Source organism: Collinsella sp. LCP19S3_H3 (assembly GCF_052119145.1).
GTDB lineage: Bacteria > Actinomycetota > Coriobacteriia > Coriobacteriales > Coriobacteriaceae > Collinsella.
Genome location: NZ_JBQKFW010000009.1, coordinates 61352 through 81247, shown reverse-complemented (window position 1 = coordinate 81247; position 19896 = coordinate 61352). Strand labels below are relative to the sequence as shown.

Below are 19896 nucleotides of genomic sequence, written 5' to 3'. Positions count from 1 at the left end.
CTGCTTTATGTGGCTGACAGAGCAGAAAACGGGGCTGGATTTGGATCCAGCCCCGTTTTTGTTGGGATGCGAATGTGTTTTGGTGCAGAGCCGCGTATGGGCGGAGCTTATCGCCGTTAGGTGAGCTCGGCTCCAAGGGCGCGACAGGCGGCCTCTGCCTCGGCGCCGGCTGACGCCGCGCCCTCGGCAACGAGGTTTGCCATGGCTTTGGTATTGCCTGTGCCGCTCCAGTAGACGACTGCGATCTTGCTCATATGTTTTCCTTTCGGTTGTGCGGCGTGCGGCCGCGGTTTGTATGCTCTATCGGGTTGCCTGGGCAAGTTTTGCCAGGCTGTGGCCCTGCTGATAGATATGGGTGAGGTGCTGCGCGCAAAATGTGACGAACGCCCTCAACGCTCTCGATGGCATTTGGGCCACGGTGACGTATGCAGACCACACGGCGTGCATCCGTTCTAAAAACCCGATCGATCGTGAGGTACTTGAGGCTGCCGTGAGGGATGCGGGCTATTACGTCATAAAGCCGTAGGGCCGGGCGTACGCTTGCGCTTAGGCTCGGCCGCGCAGCTCGATGTCTTGGATATCGTCGAAGCCGATGGCGATGTCTCGGAGTTTGAGCAGCTTGAACGCGGGGAGCACTTCGTCAAGAATGCCGGTGCGGCTGCGATAGCCGTATGTATCGTAATAAGTAACGCGCACCAAGTCGCCGCGTTTGAGGCCCTCGAGCTTTTTTGAAAGCTCGAGGGCTTTTTCTTCCGTGAGTTCGCATTTGGGCTCAACAGAGATCTCTTGTTTGCGCACGAGCTCGTAGTATCCCGTGAGGGCGGCAAAGGGCATAAACTGCGCGGCGCGGTTGGCGCGAACGGCACCGTTAGCGGTGAGCTTGGGGTCGGCGGAGCGACGTCTTCCCTCGGGGTCCGCCAGGCGTTCAAAAGGCGTCGGTGGCCGCATCGGCTGTTGTTGGGCCTTAGGCACGGTGTCCTCCTACCTGATCGTTGCGTTCGCGTGCGGTGGCGCCGGCGGTAAAGCTTAATCCCTTGACCAGGGCATTCTTGCCGTACTTGCCCTTCACGGCCAGAACGGCGCGGGCCAGGTCACGCTCGCGTTCATCGGCCTTAACATCGCTAAACAGATCGATGGTGGCAAATTCCTCGGGCATGAGGTTGCCAAAGCCCAAATTGATGCGCTTGACCGGTCGTTTAGGATCGACGGTCTGCGCCCAGAGCTCATCGAAATGGCCCATGATCTTCTTAAACGAATTGGTGCGCTCGGGCAGCTTGCGCGAAGCGTTAGAGTGCGCAAAGAGCGCGGCATAGCCGCCACGCGGTTTGCCGCCATGCTCTCCCACAAAGATGCCGTCGATTGCCTGTGCCTCGCGCACCAGACGGCGTCGTTCGCCATCGCGCTGGACGGGCTTGGGTGCACGGGGTGCGAGCTCGGGGCCGGCGGTTGCGGCGGGTTCGATGCTCGACGTGCTCGAACGCAAATGCCCGCATCCGTCTACATATTGCGCTGTGCCGCTGGCGTCGAGGCGGCGTATGTCGGCGCGCTCGCTCGCGTAGCCCACAAAGAGCGAGATGCTGTCGCAGACTACATGCTTATCGACCAAGTCCAGTACGGCGGCATCGACCATCTCGCGCAAGATGGTGTAGGCCTGCTCGTAGGCATAACCCTTCGAGAGCACTTGTCCTGTGGTGGTTGAAGTTGCCTGCGGGCGATAGGCCTGAATATCGGCGATAGTTGTCGGCTCGCGCCCAAAGGCGTGGTCGATGAGATACTCGGCATTGACGCCGAGTTCGTCGTAAAGTAGGTTTTCGTCGAGCGCGGCGACGCCCATCAGATCGTATACCCCGTACTTTTCGAGGCGGGCTGCCACGCCGGGGCCGATGCCCCAGATATCGGTGATGGGGCGATGGGGCCAGATCTCCTTGCGAAAGGTCTCGTCGTCGAGTATGCCGATGCGGCTGGGTACGTGCTTAGCGGTAATGTCGAGCGCCACCTTGGCCTGGAATAGGTTGGGGCCGATGCCGACTGTCGCCGTGATGCCGGTGCGCGCGAGGACCTCATCGCGCAGCATGCAGGCAAAGCTTTTGGCATTGGTATGGTAGAGCTCTAGATAGGGTGTCACGTCGATAAAGCACTCGTCAATTGAGTAGACGTGAACGTCTTGCGGACTGACGTATTCCAGGTAGATACCGTAGATCTGCGCCGACACCTCCATGTAGTGCTGCATGCGCGGTACGGCCTTGATGTAGTCGATGCCGTCGGGAATCTCAAACAGGCGGCAGCGGTTGTGTATCCCGAGGTCCTTCATGGCCTGGGTAATGGCGAGGCAGATGGTCGTACGCCCGCGTGATTCGTCGGCAACGACCAGGTGGGTGGTGAGCGGATCGAGCCCGCGGTCGACGCACTCGACGCTGGCGTAAAACGTCTTGAGGTCGATGCAGATATAGGTGTGACGCCCGTGCCCCACGCGTTCTCCCATCAAACACATGTTCTTATCGAATGCATGTTCGATAATACCCGCTCGTCCGGACATCGTCAAAACCTGCCAAAAAGGGACAGGTTTATTTCGGTAGGTAAAACGCTTGACCGACCAAAACAAACCTGTCCCTTTTTGGCAGGTATGGTCGGGCGGTTGCATCGGGTTTTAACGCAGCTCTAAAGAGCGCGAAACAGCTCGGAAAACCTCGCTTCGTAGCATGAGCCTAACGATCGATACCACCATAAAGCACGGAAGGGTTGTGGGGATAATGGTCAACTATGGGTTTGGTATGCCGACGCGCCTTGTTGCGGATGGAGACGTGGCTCGCTGGTGTGGACGATTGGTCGCTCACTACGGCGGCACCAAGGCGCTGGTGGTGCTGGGTGGCGACAAACATACGCGCGATGAGCTTGTCTCGGCGGCGCTCGGCTCGCTTGACCGAGCTCTGCTCGAGCGCGTGCTTTTTCGTTGCGGCTCGGTTGAGGGCGACGGGGGAGACGATCTGATCGACGAAGCTGTGGCCCTGGCGACCGACGAAGGCGTGGACTTTGTCCTGGCGATCGGCGATGCCGATACTGCTGGCTTTGCGCGCGAACTCGCGCGTCGCATGGCGGCGCTCGATGCCGGCGAAGACGGTTTTGTCCCTTATGGATGTATTGTCTCGGAGGGCAAAGTGCCTGCCGTCGTGGGGGCCGGTGAGGTTCCCGTTTTTGCCATCATCGCGCCCGAACTGCTTGAGGGCATTGGGTCTCCTCTGCGTGAGTTGCTCGGCAGCGTGTGCGCTGCGGCCTAATGTCTGCCATAAAGAGATGGGCTATTCTTGGTAGGTAAAGCGTTTGACCTGCCAAAATAAACCTGTCCATTTTTGGTCGGTCGCCGTTTGGGGGCGGATTGGCAACGCTCGCTGATTACGGTCTTGACCTGCGCTAGAATAGGGGCATCTGATTATCCGGGCGCATGGAGGTTTGCGCCCGTATGTTGAGGAGGACGTTATGGCAACTGTTGCCGCACCTATCGACGCTACGTCGACCGCCGCTTGGAAGGCGCTCGAGGCTCATCAGGAGAAGCTCGAGGCCGAAGGTATCGACCTCAAGGCCTGGTTCGCTGCCGATGCAGAGCGCGTGAACAAGCTGAGCTTTGACGCCGGTGACCTGCACTTCGACCTGTCCAAGAACCTGGTGACCGATGAGACCGTCAAACTGCTGTGCGATCTTGCCCGCGAGGTGAAGCTCGAGGAGCGCCGCGATGCCATGTTCTCTGGCGAGCACATCAACACCACCGAGGACCGTGCCGTCCTGCACACCGCGCTGCGCCGCCCGGCAACCGAGAAGGGCCAGCTCATCGTCGACGGCCAGGACGTCGTCGCCGACGTGCACGAGGTCCTCGACCGCATGTACGCCTTTGCCGAGCGCGTGCGCTCCGGTGAGTGGAAGGGCGTTACCGGCAAGAAGATCGAGCATCTGGTGTCCATCGGCATCGGCGGCTCCGACCTGGGCCCGGTCATGGCTTACGAGGCTCTGCGCCCCTATGCCGACGCCGGTATCGACTGCCGCTATATCTCCAATATCGACCCCAACGATCAGGCAGAGAAGCTCAAGGGCCTGGATCCCGAGACCACGCTCGTGATTATCGTCTCCAAGACCTTCACCACGCTCGAGACCCTCACCAACGCTCGCGAGGTCAAGACCTGGATGCTCGAGCAGCTCAAGGCTCAGGGTGCCATCGACGGCTCCGATGAGCAGAACGCCGAGGCCGTGGCCAAGCACTTCGTTGCCGTTTCCACCGCACTCGACAAGGTCGAGGCCTTCGGCATCGACCCCGCTAACGCCTTTGGTTTCTGGAACTGGGTCGGCGGCCGCTATTCCGTCGACTCCGCCGTGGGTCTGTCGCTGATCGTCGTGCTCGGTCCCGAGCGCTTCCAGCAGTTCCTCGAGGGTTTCCACGCCATCGACGAGTACTTCTGCAATACCCCGCTCGAGAACAACGCCGTCGCGCTGATGGGCCTGCTCAACGTCTGGTACGTCAACTTCTTCGGTTCCAAGAGCCACGCCGTGCTGCCGTACTGCCAGTACCTGCACCGCTTCCCGGCCTATCTGCAGCAGCTCACCATGGAGTCCAACGGCAAGCACGTCCGCTGGGACGGCAGCGCCGTGACCTCCGACACCGGTGAGATCTTCTGGGGCGAGCCCGGCACCAACGGTCAGCACGCCTTCTACCAGCTGCTGCACCAGGGCACCGTGGTGGTCCCGGCCGACTTTATCGCCTTTGCCAATACCGCCAACCCCGCGACCGATAGCGGTCAGGACGTTCACGAGCTGTTCCTGGGCAACTTCCTGGCCCAGACCAAGGCACTCGCCTTTGGTAAGACGGCCGATGAGGTGCGCGCCGAGGGCACGCCCGAGCAGATCGTCCCGGCCCGCTGCTTTGAGGGCAACCGTCCGACGACCTCGATCTTCGGCGATACGTTGACCCCGTTCGCACTCGGCGAGCTCATCGCCCTGTACGAGCACATCACGTTTGTCGAGGGCACGGTCTGGGGCATCGACTCCTACGACCAGTGGGGCGTCGAGCTGGGCAAGCAGCTTGCCAAGCAGATTACCCCGGCCTTCCACGACGACGCCGCCAAGGCCGAGCAGGACGCTTCGACCCAGGCACTCATCGAGTTCTACCGCGCTCACCGCAAGTAGTCTTTACGGCCGAGTTGGCTTATGACTGAAAGGGGCCCGTATCCGTTGGGATGCGGGCCCCTTTGCTATTTGAGTGGGCATGAGGGCGTATTGAGGGGGGGGGATGTCTTGAATGAAAGGGGCCCGTATCCGTTGGGATGCGGGCCCCTTTGCTATTTGAGTGGGCATGAGGGCGTATTGAGGGGGGGGGATGTCTTGCAGTCGGCATCCGCGTGCGGTGCCATTCGCTGTCCGTAAATATACGTCTACAGCTAATTTCATACCACTTGCCGGAATGAGGGCGCTGCCCTTGCATGTCGGGTGTAGATTGAACGTGGTTTTTCGCGTGAAACCACGAATCGGTTGTCAGCCCTGAACAAGGAGGCCCAGCATGACGCTTGCCAAACCCATCAATAAATACATCGACTATATCGATGCCCCCGAGGACACGTTTGAGCAGTATGTCGAGAAGGCGCTAAAGTACAACTTTCGCTGCGTATTTGCGAACCTGCAGGAGTACGAGACGGGCCGCGCCATGCTCGAGGGCTCTGACATCATCCTTGCCGGCGCTATCGACTTTCCCCAGGGCACTATGACGCTTGAGGAGAAGCTTGCGAGGTTTGAGGAATACGCTGCGTGTGGCTTTACCGAGATTGACTACGTTTTGAATCAGGGGTCGATCGAGAACCGCGATTTTGATGCCATCGAGCGCGAGATGACTGCCGTTGCTGATTTTTGTCGCGCGCATGGCATCACTGACAAGGTAATCGTTGAGATGTGCAAGCTGGACGGCGACGACGCCGCCAAGCGCCGTGTATGCGAGATCGCGCTGGAGGCCAAGCCGGGATTCCTTAAGACATCGACCGGCAGAAGCTTTGGCGGTGCTAAGCTCGAGGACGTGCGGCTGATGCACGAGGTGCTCGGCGATGCCGTGGCAATCAAGGCGGCGGGCGGTATCCATAATTACGAAGAGGCTTGCGCATTCATCGAGGCCGGCGCCAGCGCGTTGGGTGCATCGGCGGGCATCGCGATCGTCGAGGGCGCACCGACGGATGAGCGTCGCTAGCAGACGTATTTGACCTGAGCGATAAAGCTTCACGACCACACGCCGTTCATGTTCGGGACAATATGACTTTTTACCCGTCGCAGACAGAGCCGCAGTAGGTGTTCTGTATGATGACTCAGGCAAGGTTGTTCAATGACAGGGAGGCTTATATGGCAATCAAAGCCATCGCAATGGATATCGACGGTACGCTCACCAACGACCAAAAGGTCATCAGCCCGCGTACGCGCGAGAAGCTGCTCGCGGCGCAGGAGTCGGGCATTAAGCTCATTTTGGCTTCGGGCCGTCCCGCATGGGGGCTGCACGCCTTGGCGCAGGAGCTCGACCTTCATAACCATGACGGTCTGCTGGTGGCCTTTAATGGCGCGCATGTGGTCGACGCTCAGACCGATGAGGTCCTTTTTGACCAGGCCATGCCGGCTGACGAACTGCACCGTCTGATTGATCATCTGCGTAATTTTGACGTGATCCCTATGATTTCGCTTGGTCGCGATCTGCACGTCGAGGACTCGTACCGCTGCATGATTACGCTGCCGGATGGCTCGCAGAAGAATATCGTCAAGTATGAGCGCGACGCGTGCGATCTTAAGATTCGCGAGGTGGAGAGCCTGCATGAGGTCGTGGACACTTATCCCGTGGACAAGCTGCTCACTGCGGGCGACCCGGCCTATCTGCAAGCGCATCACGAGGAGATGTATGCGCCCTTTACTCAGAAGCTTTCGGGTATGTTTACGGCCGACTGGTACTTTGAGTTTACGGCTCCCGGTATCGACAAGGCCCGCGCGCTCGAGGGTGCCCTGCCCAAGCTCGGCATCGATGCCAGCGAGGTCGTCTCGTTTGGCGACGGCCAGAACGACAAGTCCATGATTGAGTGGGCCGGCACCGGTGTTGCCATGGGCAACGCGGTTGACGAGGTTAAGGCCGTGGCCCAGATGGTGACTGCCAATAACAACGAAGACGGCATTGCGGTGGCGCTGGATAAGCTGCTGGGTTAGAATCGCCGATTAATGCATGGTTCGGGCGCCTGCTTACAGGCGCCCTTTTGTTAGGGAGGGTGCCGTGTCCGCATTTCCGTTCGACGCCGTTATCTTTGACATGGACGGCGTCATTGTCGATACCGAGTATTACTACCTGAGCGAGACTGCCGCGTTTGCCAAGGAGCTTGGGCTTAACCTGACTCAAGAGGAGTTGAACGGGCAGATCGGTACCTCACATCAGTTCTTCCTGCATATGCTGGTCGATTGGTTTGAGCGCGCCGGTAAGGGGCATTTCACTGGCGAGGAAGCGTTGGCCCGTTGGGACGAGTGGGCGCATAAGCGTCCGCGCGACTATCAGGCTTTGATTAACCCAGGCGCCGTGGATACGATTCGAGAGCTGCCGCGCCGCGGCGTTCGCGTGGCGCTTGCCAGCTCGTCTCCCATGGATAGCATCGAGGAAGTGCTCAATGCGTGCGGGCTGTCGGATGCCTTTGAGTATGTGGTGAGCGGCGAGCAGTTTAAGGAGAGCAAGCCCGAGCCCGACATCTACCTGCATGCGCTGGACCTGCTGGGACTTCCCGCGAATCGCTGCTGCTGCGTTGAGGATTCGGTGCCTGGTATCACTGCCGGCAAGCGAGCCGGCCTGACGGTCATTGCCAAGCGCGAGGAACGCTTCGGCTTTAGCCAAGATGCCGCGGACAAGATTATCGACCAGCTGCCGGAGTTGCTGGAGCTTGCGTAGGACTTGGACGGCACGTCTACCGTCATAATGGTATCGTTGTCGTCTTTTTGCATACAGGGGCTAGCGAAGGCCAAAAATAGAGTGCGCATTTGCTAAAACTGCCGATTCGATGCGCTTTGCGTCACAGTTTTTGAGTGAGGCAATGCGCATCGAGGTCCTTGTGAGCGATTTGATGAGCGACTGCGCGCTTGTTTCTGTGTTTGCCTCCGCTGGTGCATCGGTCTCGAGCAGTAAGCGGTCGAGCGGAATCTGTCGTGCGTATTCGCGACCGCGCTTGGTGGCGAGCATACGATCGTTCACGGAAAAATAGCAGCCCACATTACGCGCGCGGACGAGTTCGTCCGAAGTGCCGCTAAACCAGTGGAAGATGATAGCGGGGGAGTCGGGGCTTGGGATGAGTAGACCATGCGATTCGAGGACGTCCAGTACGGCTCCTGCCGAACGAACGGCGTGAATCGATATTACGCGCCCGGCAAGAGGACACTGCACGAGCGCATCGCAGAGCCGGTCAAGTGCCTGTATTTGCAGCGGTTCGCTTCCGGCAAAGCGCGCGGAAAAGTCGAGTCCGACTTCGCCGATATAGCGCTCTTGGGCAGCAACTTTGCAAAGCAGATTGACTTCGGCAGGACCGCAGCGGCCGTCGGCGAGCCACCAGGGATGGAGGCCAACGCCCGCGATAATGTTTGGGTAACGGCTGGCCCGCTTTTTTGCTGCCGCGAAGTCGCGCGGGTCGACCCCGCAATCAAAGACCCCCAGCCCTATAGCCGCAGTTTCGTCGGCAACAGCATTCGGGTAAGCCATCAAATCAAGATGGCAGTGTGCATCAATTAACCGGGGCTCCATCTCGGCGCGCTCCGCTAGTCCAGGCGCTGGCCATCGGCGCGCACGTGCTCGGTGCCGCGCCCACTGATCTGGCGGATAACCTCGCCAGCAATCATCTGACCCATGATGGGCGGCATAAAGCTGGCGGTTCCCAGCTCGGTACGCTCGTGGATGTTGGAAGGGTCGCGGGGCTGTGTCTTAACCGATTCCTCGCAGCTAAACAATACATGTAGGCTCTTGATTCCGCGCTTCTTACATTCTTTGCGCATAATGCGGCTCATGGGGTCACGTACCGTATCGAAGATGTCGGCAAAGCGGAGGCACTCGGGATGGAGCTTGTTAGCCCCGCCCATGGAACTAACCAAACGAATGTCGTGGTCCTGAGCATATTTGGCAATGGTGAGCTTGGCCGAGATGGTGTCGATGGCGTCGACGACGTAATCGAGCTTGCCGTCCGTCTGCTCAAAAACGCTCGCAAAGAACTCGTCGATGTTGTCGCTCAACAGGTATTCGGTGCGCTTGATAACGGTGGCGGCGGGATTGATATCGCGAATCATGGCTTCCATCACGTCCACCTTGCGCTTGCCGATGGTGCTGTGAAAGGCGATGGCCTGGCGATTGATGTTGCTGGGCGCGATGATGTCCTTGTCCAGAATGACGAAATGACCGATGCCGCCGCGGGCGAGTGCCTCGCAGCAATTGGAGCCCACACCTCCGCAGCCGAGCACCAGCACCGTAGCATCGGCGAGCTTATCGAGTGCCTCGCGGCCCATGATGATCTCGAGCTTGGTGTCGCGTGTCTCGATGGCGGCTGCGGCAGCGGTTTCGGTCATAAATATCCTCCGATGGGGAAGCGAATCGTGTTTTAGCTATCGCCATTATAGGTATTATCACGATTCCATTTGAACCCTTGGGGTTTGTTGAAATGGGATCGGGATTCGCATAAGATTGAAGCAGATGGCGCCCGTTGCCGCGGGTTAGCCAACTCCGAAACACGTTTATGGCGTGAGAAGTGGCCGTCTTCGCATTACGCGGGGGCGGCTATTTTTTTGAGTATAAGATTAGATAATTAGACAAACATTTAAATATCGAGTATAGTGTGCGCGTCGAACGAAATACTGAGAGGAGGTCCTATGCCGGGAGAGGGTTTTAAAGCGCTGGCCGATCCTACGCGGCGGCGCATTTTGGAACTACTACGCGAGGGCGACCGCACGGCTGGGGAGCTTGCCGAGCATTTTGACATCAGCAAGCCGTCGTTGAGCCATCATTTGGCGACGCTCAAAAACGCCGGGTTGGTGACCGATGAACGTCATGGCCAAAACATCGTTTACAGCTTAAACACCACCGTCATGCAGGACTTGATCGGTTGGTTTATGGGCTTTACAAACACTGAAGGTGATAAGGATGAATAACGAAAACAAGGGCATTCACGCCACGGGGGTATCGCCACGCGTGTGGATCGCGCTGGTCGCTCTGTGCGTCGCCAATATCGTAGCGCACCTTATGGTGATGCCGAGCTTGCCTGCGCAGATTCCCACGCACTGGGGCGCGAACGGCGTTGACGGTTGGGGTCCCAGCTGGATGGCCTCCGCGCACGGCGTGCTGCCCCTGGTGCTTCTCGCAATGTTCTACGTGGTGCCGCGCATCGATCCCAAAGGTGAGGCATATCGAACCTCGGGCAAGTTCTATCAGGGCTTCGTAATCGCCTTCACCCTGTTCATTTGTGGTATAAGCTGGCTGGGAGAGCTTACGGTCTGGGGCGTGGTGCCGGCGGTCGGTTCGGTCAACGTGCTGATTTCCGGTGCTGTCGGTTTGCTGTTCATTGGCGTAGGCAACTACTTGCCGCGTGTGAAGCAGAACTATACGCTCGGTATCAAGACGCCCTGGGCGCTTGCCGATCCCGAGAACTGGCGCCGTACGCAGCGTTTTGGCGGTGCCTGCTTTATGGTGCTGGGTGTTGGTCTGATTGTGATGGGCGTTGCGGGTAGCGTGCTTTCAAGTGAAGTTGTCGCCGCGGTGATTGCGGTTCTGGCGTTTGGTTCTGTCGGAGTCGTCTACGTCTACTCGTATCTGCTGTGGCGCAAATCGCAGCGAGCTGCTCGTTAAGGTTGCGGAAAACTAGCGTACGCAGTTCATAGTATGTTCCGGGGGACTTTTCCCAGGTAGTATTAGGGGGTATGGGTAACCGTGCCCCTTTTTCGTTACGTTTTAGAGCTGGTTTTCTCATCTCGTTTCCACTAAAGCGAAACAAGAATAGGGAAACAGCAGGTAGAAAGGATAAAACAGGCAAATGGCAGAGTTTATCTACCAGATGTATCAGGCTCGCAAGGCTCATGGCGACAAGGTGATCCTTGACGACGTGACCCTGAGCTTCTATCCCGGTGCCAAGATCGGCGTCGTGGGCCCTAACGGTATGGGCAAGTCGACCCTGCTCAAGATCATGGCCGGCATCGAGGAAGTCTCCAACGGCGATGCCAGACTTACCCCCGGCTACACCGTGGGTATCCTGCAGCAGGAGCCGCCGCTCGACGACGACAAGACCGTCATCGAGAACGTGCGCATGGCATTTGGCGACATGATTGCCAGGGTCGATCGCTTCAATAAGATCGGCGAGGAGATGTGCGACCCGGACTGCGACATGGATGCCCTCATGGCCGAGATGGGAAAGCTCCAGGACGAGATCGACGCCGCCGACGGCTGGGATATCGATTCCAAGCTCGGCCAGGCTATGGATGCCCTGCAGCTGCCCGATTCCGACATGCCGGTCAATGTGCTTTCCGGCGGCGAGCGCCGTCGCGTGGCCCTGTGCAAGCTGCTGCTCGAGGCTCCCGACCTGCTGCTGCTCGATGAGCCCACCAACCACCTGGACGCCGAGTCGATCCTGTGGCTCGAGCACTTCCTGCACAACTACCAGGGCGCGGTGCTTGCCGTCACACACGATCGCTACTTCCTGGACAACGTTGCCGAGTGGATCTGCGAGGTCGACCGTGGTCACCTCTATCCCTACAAGGGCAACTACTCCACGTATCTGGAGACCAAGGCCGCGCGTATCGAGGCTCAGGGCAACCGCGACGCCAAACTCGCTAAGCGCATGGAGGCCGAGCTCGAGTGGGTACGCTCCAGCCCCAAGGCCCGTCAGGCCAAGAACAAGGCCCGTCTGGCTCGCTATGAGGAGATGGAGGCCGAGGCCCGCGCAAGCCAGAAGCTCGACTGGACCGACATCCGCATCCCTGTGGGCCCGCGTTTGGGCAACAAGGTGCTCGAGGCCCATCACCTGCACAAGGAGTTCGACGGTCGCGTGCTCATCGACGACCTATCGTTCACCCTGCCGCGCAACGGCATCGTGGGCGTCATCGGCCCCAACGGTGTGGGCAAGACCACGCTGTTCAAGACCATCGTGGGCCTGGAGCCGCTGACTTCGGGCGAGCTCGAGGTGGGCGAGACCGTCAAGATCTCCTATGTCGATCAGAACCGCTCCGGCATCGACCCCGATAAGAACCTGTGGGAGGTCGTCTCGGACGGCCTGGACCACATGATGGTCGGCGAGACCGAGGTCCCCAGCCGCGCGTACGTGGCGAGCTTTGGCTTTAAGGGCCAGGACCAGCAGAAACGCGCTGGCGTACTTTCCGGTGGCGAGCGCAACCGTCTGAACCTGGCGCTTACGCTCAAGCAGGGTGGCAACCTGCTGCTCCTCGACGAGCCCACGAACGACCTCGACGTCGAGACGCTGTCCTCGCTCGAGGCGGCACTGCTCGAGTTCCCGGGCTGCTCGGTGGTCATTAGCCACGACCGTATGTTCCTGGACCGCGTCGCCACGCACATTCTGGCGTGGGAGGGCACCGACGAGAATCCGGGCAACTGGTATTGGTTCGAGGGCAACTTCGAGGCCTATCAGGCCAACCGTATCGAGCGCCTGGGCGAGGACGCAGCCCAGCCGCATCGTATTCACCGCAAGCTGACGCGTGATTAGTCGAGCTCAGGTGACCTAACGAGAAAGGGACGATAACCTTGAGGGTTATCGTCCCTATTTGTTACTTGGTAGAAGGCTCGACTTTGTCGATGGCCCAGGCGGCTCCGAGACCGCCGGTGGTGTTGCGGCGGATGCGCACGGTGACTTCGTGGCGCTCGCCGGCCTGCGTGTAGCGCAGGGGGAAGCTTGCGCGGTTTCGCGCGGCCTCGATGGTACCGCGCTCGCGGGCGATCCAGTAGTACTCGCCGACGATGCCGAGCGTGTCGGCGCCGTAGGGGAGATAGGTCGACAGCTGGTGTAGCAATGGGCCGGGGCAGAAGACCTCGGTTGTGAAATCGACGGGGAAGTCCTCGGGGATGGCGGGCGCTGCAAGTGCGGGGGTTGGGGCCGCTGCGGGTGCCGAAGCCGGTGCAGGTGCGGGAATTTGCTCGCAAGCAGAGGTGGGCACGGACTCGATGGCAGGCTCAGGCTCAGGCGCTGTTTCCGGCTTAACTGCGAAATCCGTCGGTTCCACAGAGACGGACGTGTCTGCGGTCTCGGTTTTGGCATCGGCTCGCGGGGCATCCTCTGCCTCGACAGATGGCTTTGCCTCGGCTGGCGTGGATGCCATGGTGGTGATGCCGGCGTTTGCGTTCTCGGGGTCATAGACGACCGTGAGCGAGATGGCGGGCTGCGGCGTCTCGGGCTCTGGCGTCGACTCGGTAGCGTCTTGATCGTCGGGCTCGTCGGACTGATCGTCCTCGGGCTCGTCGCCAAAAACATCGCTGTTTTGGAACGCAGGCGTCTCGGGTTGGTTGGCGGCTTCTTCGGTTGTCGACTTGGGAGCCTCGTCGAGCTCCGCAGTGGCTTCCTGCTCGGATATGACTTTGGAATCGGTCGTGGTGGCGATTTCGGCTTCGGCTTCTGCTGTTACCTCAATAGCGGTTTCGATCTCTGCCTCGGGCTCGGGTTCCGGCGCGGCTTCAACCATGGCTTCTGGCTCGGGACGCTTAACGTGCTTGGGGCGCACGGCCTTGAGGTCCTTTTCGCCGCGCTTTTTCTTTTTGTAGGACTGCTTGGCTCCCTTGGCAGCCTTGGGCTTGTCCTCGCCTTTGGCAAGGGCGGCATCCCAGGCCTCGTTGGCGATGACGGTGGCATACAGGCGGCCGCCTTTAAAGACGGTCAGCTTAATACAGTCGTCGAGCTCCTCGAGCAGCTCGCGCGTGGACTCGAAGCCCAGGTCATAAGCGGCCATGTCACCAGCGGCGAGTGCCTCCTCGACCTGCGTCATAAACGTTTGTTTACCGCACCCAATCGCGTCGCGCAGCAGGCGATACAGATAGATGTGGTTGCCCAGCGATAGTGTGGGCTTAACTATTGTCTTGCTCATGGCAAATCTCCTCTATACACACCAAAGCATCTTACCATCGCATGGGGCTTGCCATCTCGTCGCCCATGGCAAACGGGCGCGACCGTTGCCGGTTCGCGCCCGTTATGCAGGTCGGTTATCTATGAGAGGCAAACGTGCCTAGTTGCCCGATGCCGTGCCTTGGCTCGAGCTGTCAGATGGCGTGCCGGACGCGGATCCGCTCGAACTGTTCGAGCTATTGGTGTTGCTGTTGTCGGTGGAGCTTGTGCCCGATGTATCGCCGCTCGTCTGGTCGCTCGTGCTCGGTTGAGAGCCATCGGTCGTTTGGCTTGAGTCAGTCGTGCCGGATTGCGTGCCGCTGTTGTTCACAGAGGAATCGGCGCCCTGCGACTGATCGGGGGCGTTCGAGGACGAATCGGTGGATGCGGAGGTGTCCTGCGAGTCGTCCTGCTGGCTTTGCGATTGACCAGTGCTATCCGCGTCGTGCTCGGTCGTGCGCGACGATAGGATTGGCTCGGGGCGCTCGCCTAGACCTTCACCGGCGGTGGTGATAAGGATGGCGCCGGCGCAGGCGATGACCGCGACGATGGCGATGGCGATCGAGAAGACGATGACCTTCTTTTGCGTCTGGCTGCGCTCTGCCGCCGCCTTGGCACGCAGACTGTTGGGGGCGACGCGCGCCGTGGTCGCGCGTCCCGCAACCTGGCGCATCTCCTGCGTAGTCGCGGCGCCGCCCAGGTGCTCCTCGGCATTAAGGTCAACGGGCTCATAGGCGCCGGCAGGGTAGTCGACGGCGGCGTGCGTACCTTTGAGGGCGTTGGCGCTGGCAGAGATAAAGTGGCGGTAGACCTGCGAGGACACAACGGTGATGACCGAGCTCACGGCGGCACCGATCACCGATCCGGCGATGCCGATCTTGGAAGCAAGTGCGACGCTCGTGGCGGCAGCTGCGGCGCCGGCGATGATTTGGGGAATGGAAATGTCGTCGAACAGGCCCTTTTTGGGCGCGATGGCCATGGTCTGTCCGATGGAATGGTTTTCGTGAACGCCGTTGTTGAGCGCGGCCGGTGTCATGACGCGCGTGCGCGGCGCGTCGGTGTACTTGGTTGTCATACGGGGCCCTCCCGGTGTAAATCTGCTTCGTTTCGTGTAGCCATCAGGGTACCCACCAGATGTGAATCGTACGTGACATTTAACAGATACCATCAACTCATCAATAGCTCACCAAATTGGTGGGATGCGGTTACACCCGGCGGTTGAACTACAATAGGGCTTGCTAATTGTTGTGAATGGCGTCTACGCACGGGAGCATTCTTATGAATCTTCACCTTTCTCAGTCTGATGGCTTTTTGCGTGTGGCGGCGGCCTCGCCGCGGATTCGCGTGGCCGATGTCGAGGGCAATGCCGAGGTTGCGCTGGCGGCTGTTCGCGAGGCGGTCGAGCGCGGTGTCCGTGCTCTGGTGCTGCCCGAGCTTAATCTGTGCGGCTATACCGCGGCTGATCTGTTCCATAACCGCACATTACTGCATACCTGCGAGACCGCACTGGCACACATTCTCGATGAAACCCGCGAGCTGCCGATTGTCTTTACCATCGGTCTTCCCGTTGCGGTGGCCGAGAATATCTACAACTGTGCCGCCGTGTGCTGCGCGGGCGAGCTTTTGGGCCTCACGGCCAAGAAGTATCTGCCCAACTATGGCGAGTTCTATGAGCGCCGTTGGTTTGCTCCGGCGCCCGCCGATCCCGTGTGGGTTGAGTTTGCCGGTCAGGGTCCGGTTCCGCTGGGTTCGGGGCTTGTCTACCGCTGCTGTGATGAGGGCGCCGAGGATTTGGTGCTGGGCGTTGAGGTCTGCGAGGATCTGTGGGTGCCGGCGCCCCCTTCGACCGAGATGGCGCTTGCCGGTGCGACGGTGATCCTCAATCCGTCGGCTTCGGACGAGATTATCGGTAAGGCAGACTATCGCCGCAGCCTCATCTCCAATCAGAGTGCGCGCTTGTACTGTGCCTATGCCTATGCAGACGCGAGCGAGGGCGAGTCCACGACCGACATGGTCTTTGCAGGCGAGAACCTCGTCTACGAAAACGGTTCGAAGCTCGCCGCCACGAAGCTCCTCACCTGCGATATGGCGGTGGCCGACGTTGACCTCGACCGTCTGGTTGCCGAGCGTCGTCGTTCGACCACGTGGACGCGCGCGGACGATGCGCCGGAGGCCACGACCGTTGAGTTTTCGTTTGAGGGCGTGCTGGCCGAAGAACCTGTCCTGCGCGATGCGCTCGACATCGACCGTGTCTTCCCCCGCGCGCCCTTTGTGCCGGCCGACCATGGTGACCTGGCCGGGCGCTGCGAGACGATCCTCAATCTGCAGACTGCCGGCCTCAAGACTCGCCTTGCCCATACGGGTACCAAGGCTGCAGTCATCGGTCTTTCGGGCGGCCTGGATTCCACGCTGGCACTGCTTGTGACCGTGCGTGCCTTCGATGCGCTGGGGCTGCCGCGCACCGGTATCACAGCCGTGTCCATGCCCGGCTTTGGCACGACGCGTCGTACCAAGTCCAATGCCGAGTCGCTTGCCCGCGACCTGGGCGTGAGCTTCCGCGAGGTTTCGATCCACACGGCCGTGGAGCAGCACTTCAAGGACATTGAGCACGACCCGGCAGTTCAGGACGTGACCTACGAGAACAGCCAGGCCCGCGAGCGTACGCAGATTCTGATGGATCTGGCCAACCAGGCTGGCGGTTTTGTTATCGGCACGGGCGACCTGTCAGAGCTGGCGCTTGGCTGGGCTACCTATAACGGCGACCACATGAGCATGTACGCCGTCAACGCGAGCGTGCCCAAGACGCTTGTGCGCCATCTGGTACGTTATGCCGCTGATGTCTTTGGCGGGCGTATTGCCGAGGTCTTGCTCGATATCCTCGATACGCCGGTGTCCCCCGAGCTTCTGCCGCCCACGGGCGACGGTGAGATTGCTCAGAAGACCGAGGATTTGGTGGGCCCGTACGAGCTGCACGATTACTTCCTCTATTACCTGCTGCGTTTTGGCTTTGAGCCGGGCAAGATCTACCGTATGGCGCTCAAGAGCTTTGAGGGTGTCTATGACGCCAAGACCGTCCACACGTGGTTGCGTACGTTCTATCGTCGCTTCTTTGCCCAGCAGTTTAAGCGCAGCTGTCTGCCCGATGGTCCCAAGGTGGGCTCGGTGACGCTCAGCCCGCGCGGCGATTGGCGTATGCCGAGTGACGCCAGCTCGCGTCTGTGGCTTGCGCGGATCGACGCGCTCAATCCAATTGACTAAGGTTGGCTAAAGTGAACCAATACGGGGGTTGCAAGCGTTACACTTTTGCAATCTGATGGCCCGTATCGCGCGGCGCTCTTGTCGGAGCGCCGTATTTTTTATATCGAAAGGTGGCACCATGCAGGCATCGCAGCGTCTCGACCGCTTTGGCGCGGAGGTCTTCGCCTCGCTCAACAACAAACTTCTTGCGCTGAAGGCTCAGGGCAAGACCATTTACAACATGAGCGTGGGCACGCCCGACTTTAAGCCGTACGACCACGTGGTCGAGGCGCTCACGCAGGCCGCCCAAAATCCCGAGATGTGGAAGTATTCCCTGCGCGACCTGCCCGAGCTTAAGCAGGCCGTGTGCGATTACTATGAGCGTCGCTTTGGCGTTTCGGGCATTACGCCGTCCATGGTGCAGTCGTGCAACGGCACGCAGGAGGGCGTGGGTCATTTGGGCCTGGCCCTGCTCGATCCGGGTGACACCATTCTGGTTCCCGATCCGTGCTATCCGGTCTTTGAGGCGGGCGCGAAGATCGCCGATGCCAAGCTCGAGTACTATCCGCTGGTGGCGGAGCACAATTACCTGCCCTATGTGGCGGGCATCGATCCCGAGGTGGCCGATCGTGCCAAGTACATGATCGTGTCGTTGCCCGCCAACCCGGTGGGCTCGGTGGGCACGCCCGAGGTCTACGAGGAGATCATCGCCTTCGCCCGCGAGCACGACCTGCTGATTGTCCATGACAACGCGTACTCCGACATCGTGTTTGACGGCGAGCCCGGCGGCAGTTTCTTGCAGTATCCCGGCGCGCTCGAGGTGGGCGTGGAATTCTTCTCGCTTTCCAAGTCGTTTAACGTCACCGGTGCGCGCATCGGCTTTTTGGTCGGCCGTGAGGATGTGGTCTCTGCCTTTGCCAAGCTGCGCAGCCAGATCGACTTTGGCATGTTCTTCCCGATTCAGAAGGCCGCCATCGCCTGCCTCAATGGTCCGCGCGATGAGGTCGAGGCGCAACGTCTGAAGTACCAGGAGCGCCGCGATGCCCTGTGCGACGGTCTTGAGGACCTGGGCTGGGAGCGTCCCAACGCGCATGGCTCTATGTTTGTGTGGGCCAAGCTTCCCGGTGGCCGCACCGATTCCATGGCGTTTTGCGAGGAGCTTATGGAGAAGGCCGGCGTTGTGGTGACGCCGGGCGCGAGCTTTGGCCCTTCGGGCGAGGGGCACGTGCGCATGGCGCTGGTCCTGCCGCCCGATCAGATCGCTTTGGCTGTCGAGGCCATCCGCGAGGCGGGCCTGTATTAGAAGGCTATTTGGGCTCGTCAATAGCTCGAAACCGATTTCGTGCAGTTATTTTACGAATCCTGCAAACAATTTCGGTAAACGGTCGATTTTTGGCTGCGTATAGGAGCATAATCAAAGTCCCGATTGGATGCATTGGGATTACGTCAAGCCGCTCGGGTCGTTCCCGGGCGGCTTGTTTGTGGAGAGAGATGGGAGTTTCTAATGGTTAACGAGAAGAAGGTCGCTATTGTCGGCTGCGGTTTCGTCGGTTCGTCTTCGGCGTTCGCGCTGATGCAGAGTGGTCTGTTCTCCGAGATGGTTCTCATCGACGTGGACAAGAACCGCGCCGAGGGCGAGGCCCTGGATATTGCGCACGGCATGACGTTTGCCGAGCCGATGAAGATCTACGCCGGCGATTATTCTGATGTCGCCGACGCCGCCATGATCGTCGTCACCGCTGGCGCTGCTCAGAAGCCCGGTGAGACCCGCCTGGACCTGGTCAACAAGAACGTCGGCATCTTTAAGTCCATTATTCCCGAGATTAAGAAGTCTGGCTTCGACGGCATTCTGCTCATCGTCTCCAACCCGGTCGACGTTCTGACCTACGCCGCCATCAGGATGTCCGGTCTGCCCGAGGGCCATGTCATCGGCTCCGGCACCGTGCTCGACACCGGCCGTCTACAGCAAATGCTCGGCGCCCACGTCGAGGTTGACCCGCGCGACGTTCAGGCCTATGTCATGGGCGAGCACGGCGACTCCGAGTTTGTCGCCTGGTCCAGCGCTCAGGTTGCCGGCGTGCCGCTGAACACCTTCTGCGAGCTTCATGGCCACCTGGAGCATGAGGCTGCCGAGAAGCGCATTGCCGAGGACGTCAAGAACTCCGCCTACACCATCATCGAGAAGAAGCACGCCACCTACTACGGTGTCGCTATGGCGGTAAAGCGCATCTGCACTGCCGTCATGCGTGACGAGCAGACCGTTCTGCCCGTCTCCTCGCTCATGGTGGGCGAGTACGGCCTGTCCGATCTGGCCATCTCCATGCCGACCGTCGTTGGTCGCGACGGCGTTGTCTGCCGCGTCCCCGTGCCGCTGAACGATGACGAGCAGCATGAGCTCACCGCCTCCGCAAAGGCCCTCAAGGACATTATCGACAGCGTCGACTTTTCCTGCTAAATCAAGCTCGCTAGAGCGAAAAGCTACAATGAAGGCGTCCGGGCCCATGTGACCCGGGCGCTTTTTTATGCAAAGGGGACAGGCTTGTTTGCATCA

At 59.9% G+C, this 19896-nt stretch carries 19 protein-coding genes; 12 read left to right on the top strand and 7 right to left on the bottom strand.

The annotated features are described in order from the left end of the window. Positions 1–116: 116 nt before the first annotated feature. Complete coding sequence (locus tag ACTQZF_RS06290; protein WP_441554834.1) at positions 117–254, bottom strand: flavodoxin domain-containing protein; 138 nt, start codon at positions 252–254, stop codon at positions 117–119. Positions 255–376: 122 nt separating this feature from the next. Between ACTQZF_RS06290 and ACTQZF_RS06285 the strand changes: the two genes are divergently transcribed. Then, a complete protein-coding gene (locus ACTQZF_RS06285) occupies positions 377–526 on the top strand; it encodes a hypothetical protein (protein ID WP_441554833.1) in 150 nt (49 codons plus the stop codon). Positions 527–546: 20 nt separating this feature from the next. On the opposite strand, the gene ACTQZF_RS06280 is transcribed toward ACTQZF_RS06285, so the two are convergent. Beyond that, the gene (locus ACTQZF_RS06280; RefSeq protein ID WP_427718560.1) at positions 547–972 is read right to left on the bottom strand and encodes a hypothetical protein; all 426 of its coding nucleotides are present in this window, start codon (positions 970–972) and stop codon (positions 547–549) included. Next, entirely contained in the window at positions 965–2482 is a 1518-nt protein-coding gene (locus ACTQZF_RS06275; RefSeq protein ID WP_441554832.1) for a Y-family DNA polymerase, read from the bottom strand. The genes ACTQZF_RS06280 and ACTQZF_RS06275 overlap by 8 nt, the downstream gene beginning before the upstream one ends. Positions 2483–2771: 289 nt before the next feature. On the opposite strand from ACTQZF_RS06275, the gene ACTQZF_RS06270 reads away from it, so the two are divergent. The 5 genes from ACTQZF_RS06270 (at position 2772) to ACTQZF_RS06250 (ending at position 7930) form a co-directional block, all read left to right on the top strand. Continuing rightward, positions 2772–3275, top strand: a complete 504-nt coding sequence (locus tag ACTQZF_RS06270; RefSeq protein WP_441554831.1) for an iron-containing alcohol dehydrogenase — start codon at positions 2772–2774, stop codon at positions 3273–3275. A 199-nt stretch (positions 3276–3474) separates the two neighbouring features. Next, complete coding sequence (gene pgi, locus ACTQZF_RS06265) at positions 3475–5169, top strand: glucose-6-phosphate isomerase (RefSeq protein WP_118345572.1); 1695 nt, start codon at positions 3475–3477, stop codon at positions 5167–5169. Between the two features lie 370 nt (positions 5170–5539). Then, positions 5540–6214, top strand: a complete 675-nt coding sequence (gene deoC / locus ACTQZF_RS06260) for a deoxyribose-phosphate aldolase (RefSeq protein WP_441015806.1) — start codon at positions 5540–5542, stop codon at positions 6212–6214. 149 nt (positions 6215–6363) lie between these two features. Beyond that, positions 6364–7206: a Cof-type HAD-IIB family hydrolase gene (locus tag ACTQZF_RS06255; RefSeq protein ID WP_441536801.1), complete on the top strand. Its 843-nt coding sequence runs from the start codon at positions 6364–6366 to the stop codon at positions 7204–7206. 64 nt (positions 7207–7270) lie between these two features. Next, the gene (locus ACTQZF_RS06250; protein ID WP_370450635.1) at positions 7271–7930 is read left to right on the top strand and encodes an HAD family hydrolase; all 660 of its coding nucleotides are present in this window, start codon (positions 7271–7273) and stop codon (positions 7928–7930) included. Between the two features lie 60 nt (positions 7931–7990). Here the strand turns inward: ACTQZF_RS06250 and ACTQZF_RS06245 are convergent, their stop codons facing one another. Both ACTQZF_RS06245 and ACTQZF_RS06240 read right to left on the bottom strand, forming a co-directional pair. Then, the gene (locus tag ACTQZF_RS06245; protein ID WP_441063760.1) at positions 7991–8773 is read right to left on the bottom strand and encodes a TatD family hydrolase; all 783 of its coding nucleotides are present in this window, start codon (positions 8771–8773) and stop codon (positions 7991–7993) included. A gap of 14 nt (positions 8774–8787) precedes the next feature. After that, complete coding sequence (locus ACTQZF_RS06240; RefSeq protein ID WP_441554830.1) at positions 8788–9585, bottom strand: tRNA threonylcarbamoyladenosine dehydratase; 798 nt, start codon at positions 9583–9585, stop codon at positions 8788–8790. 300 nt (positions 9586–9885) lie between these two features. On the opposite strand from ACTQZF_RS06240, the gene ACTQZF_RS06235 reads away from it, so the two are divergent. The 3 genes from ACTQZF_RS06235 (at position 9886) to ettA (ending at position 12722) form a co-directional block, all read left to right on the top strand. Beyond that, a complete protein-coding gene (locus tag ACTQZF_RS06235; RefSeq protein WP_154517353.1) occupies positions 9886–10164 on the top strand; it encodes an autorepressor SdpR family transcription factor in 279 nt (92 codons plus the stop codon). After that, the gene (locus tag ACTQZF_RS06230; RefSeq protein WP_427718513.1) at positions 10157–10858 is read left to right on the top strand and encodes an SdpI family protein; all 702 of its coding nucleotides are present in this window, start codon (positions 10157–10159) and stop codon (positions 10856–10858) included. The genes ACTQZF_RS06235 and ACTQZF_RS06230 overlap by 8 nt, the downstream gene beginning before the upstream one ends. 184 nt (positions 10859–11042) lie before the next feature. Beyond that, positions 11043–12722 carry an energy-dependent translational throttle protein EttA gene (gene ettA, locus ACTQZF_RS06225; RefSeq protein ID WP_441554829.1) on the top strand — a complete coding sequence of 560 codons (1680 nt, stop codon included), beginning with the start codon at positions 11043–11045 and terminating at the stop codon, positions 12720–12722. Positions 12723–12783: 61 nt separating this feature from the next. Here ettA and ACTQZF_RS06220 read toward each other — a convergent pair whose 3' ends face one another. Next, positions 12784–14091, bottom strand: coding sequence for a hypothetical protein (locus ACTQZF_RS06220; RefSeq protein ID WP_441554828.1), 1308 nt, complete (start codon positions 14089–14091; stop codon positions 12784–12786). 138 nt (positions 14092–14229) lie between these two features. Then, positions 14230–15183: a hypothetical protein gene (locus ACTQZF_RS06215; protein ID WP_441554827.1), complete on the bottom strand. Its 954-nt coding sequence runs from the start codon at positions 15181–15183 to the stop codon at positions 14230–14232. A gap of 203 nt (positions 15184–15386) precedes the next feature. On the opposite strand from ACTQZF_RS06215, the gene ACTQZF_RS06210 reads away from it, so the two are divergent. The 3 genes from ACTQZF_RS06210 (at position 15387) to ACTQZF_RS06200 (ending at position 19800) form a co-directional block, all read left to right on the top strand. Beyond that, positions 15387–17366 carry an NAD(+) synthase gene (locus tag ACTQZF_RS06210; protein ID WP_441554826.1) on the top strand — a complete coding sequence of 660 codons (1980 nt, stop codon included), beginning with the start codon at positions 15387–15389 and terminating at the stop codon, positions 17364–17366. A gap of 118 nt (positions 17367–17484) precedes the next feature. After that, a complete protein-coding gene (locus tag ACTQZF_RS06205; RefSeq protein WP_154517336.1) occupies positions 17485–18648 on the top strand; it encodes a pyridoxal phosphate-dependent aminotransferase in 1164 nt (387 codons plus the stop codon). Between the two features lie 201 nt (positions 18649–18849). Continuing rightward, positions 18850–19800, top strand: a complete 951-nt coding sequence (locus ACTQZF_RS06200; protein ID WP_441554825.1) for an L-lactate dehydrogenase — start codon at positions 18850–18852, stop codon at positions 19798–19800. The last annotated feature ends 96 nt before the right edge of the window (positions 19801–19896 follow it).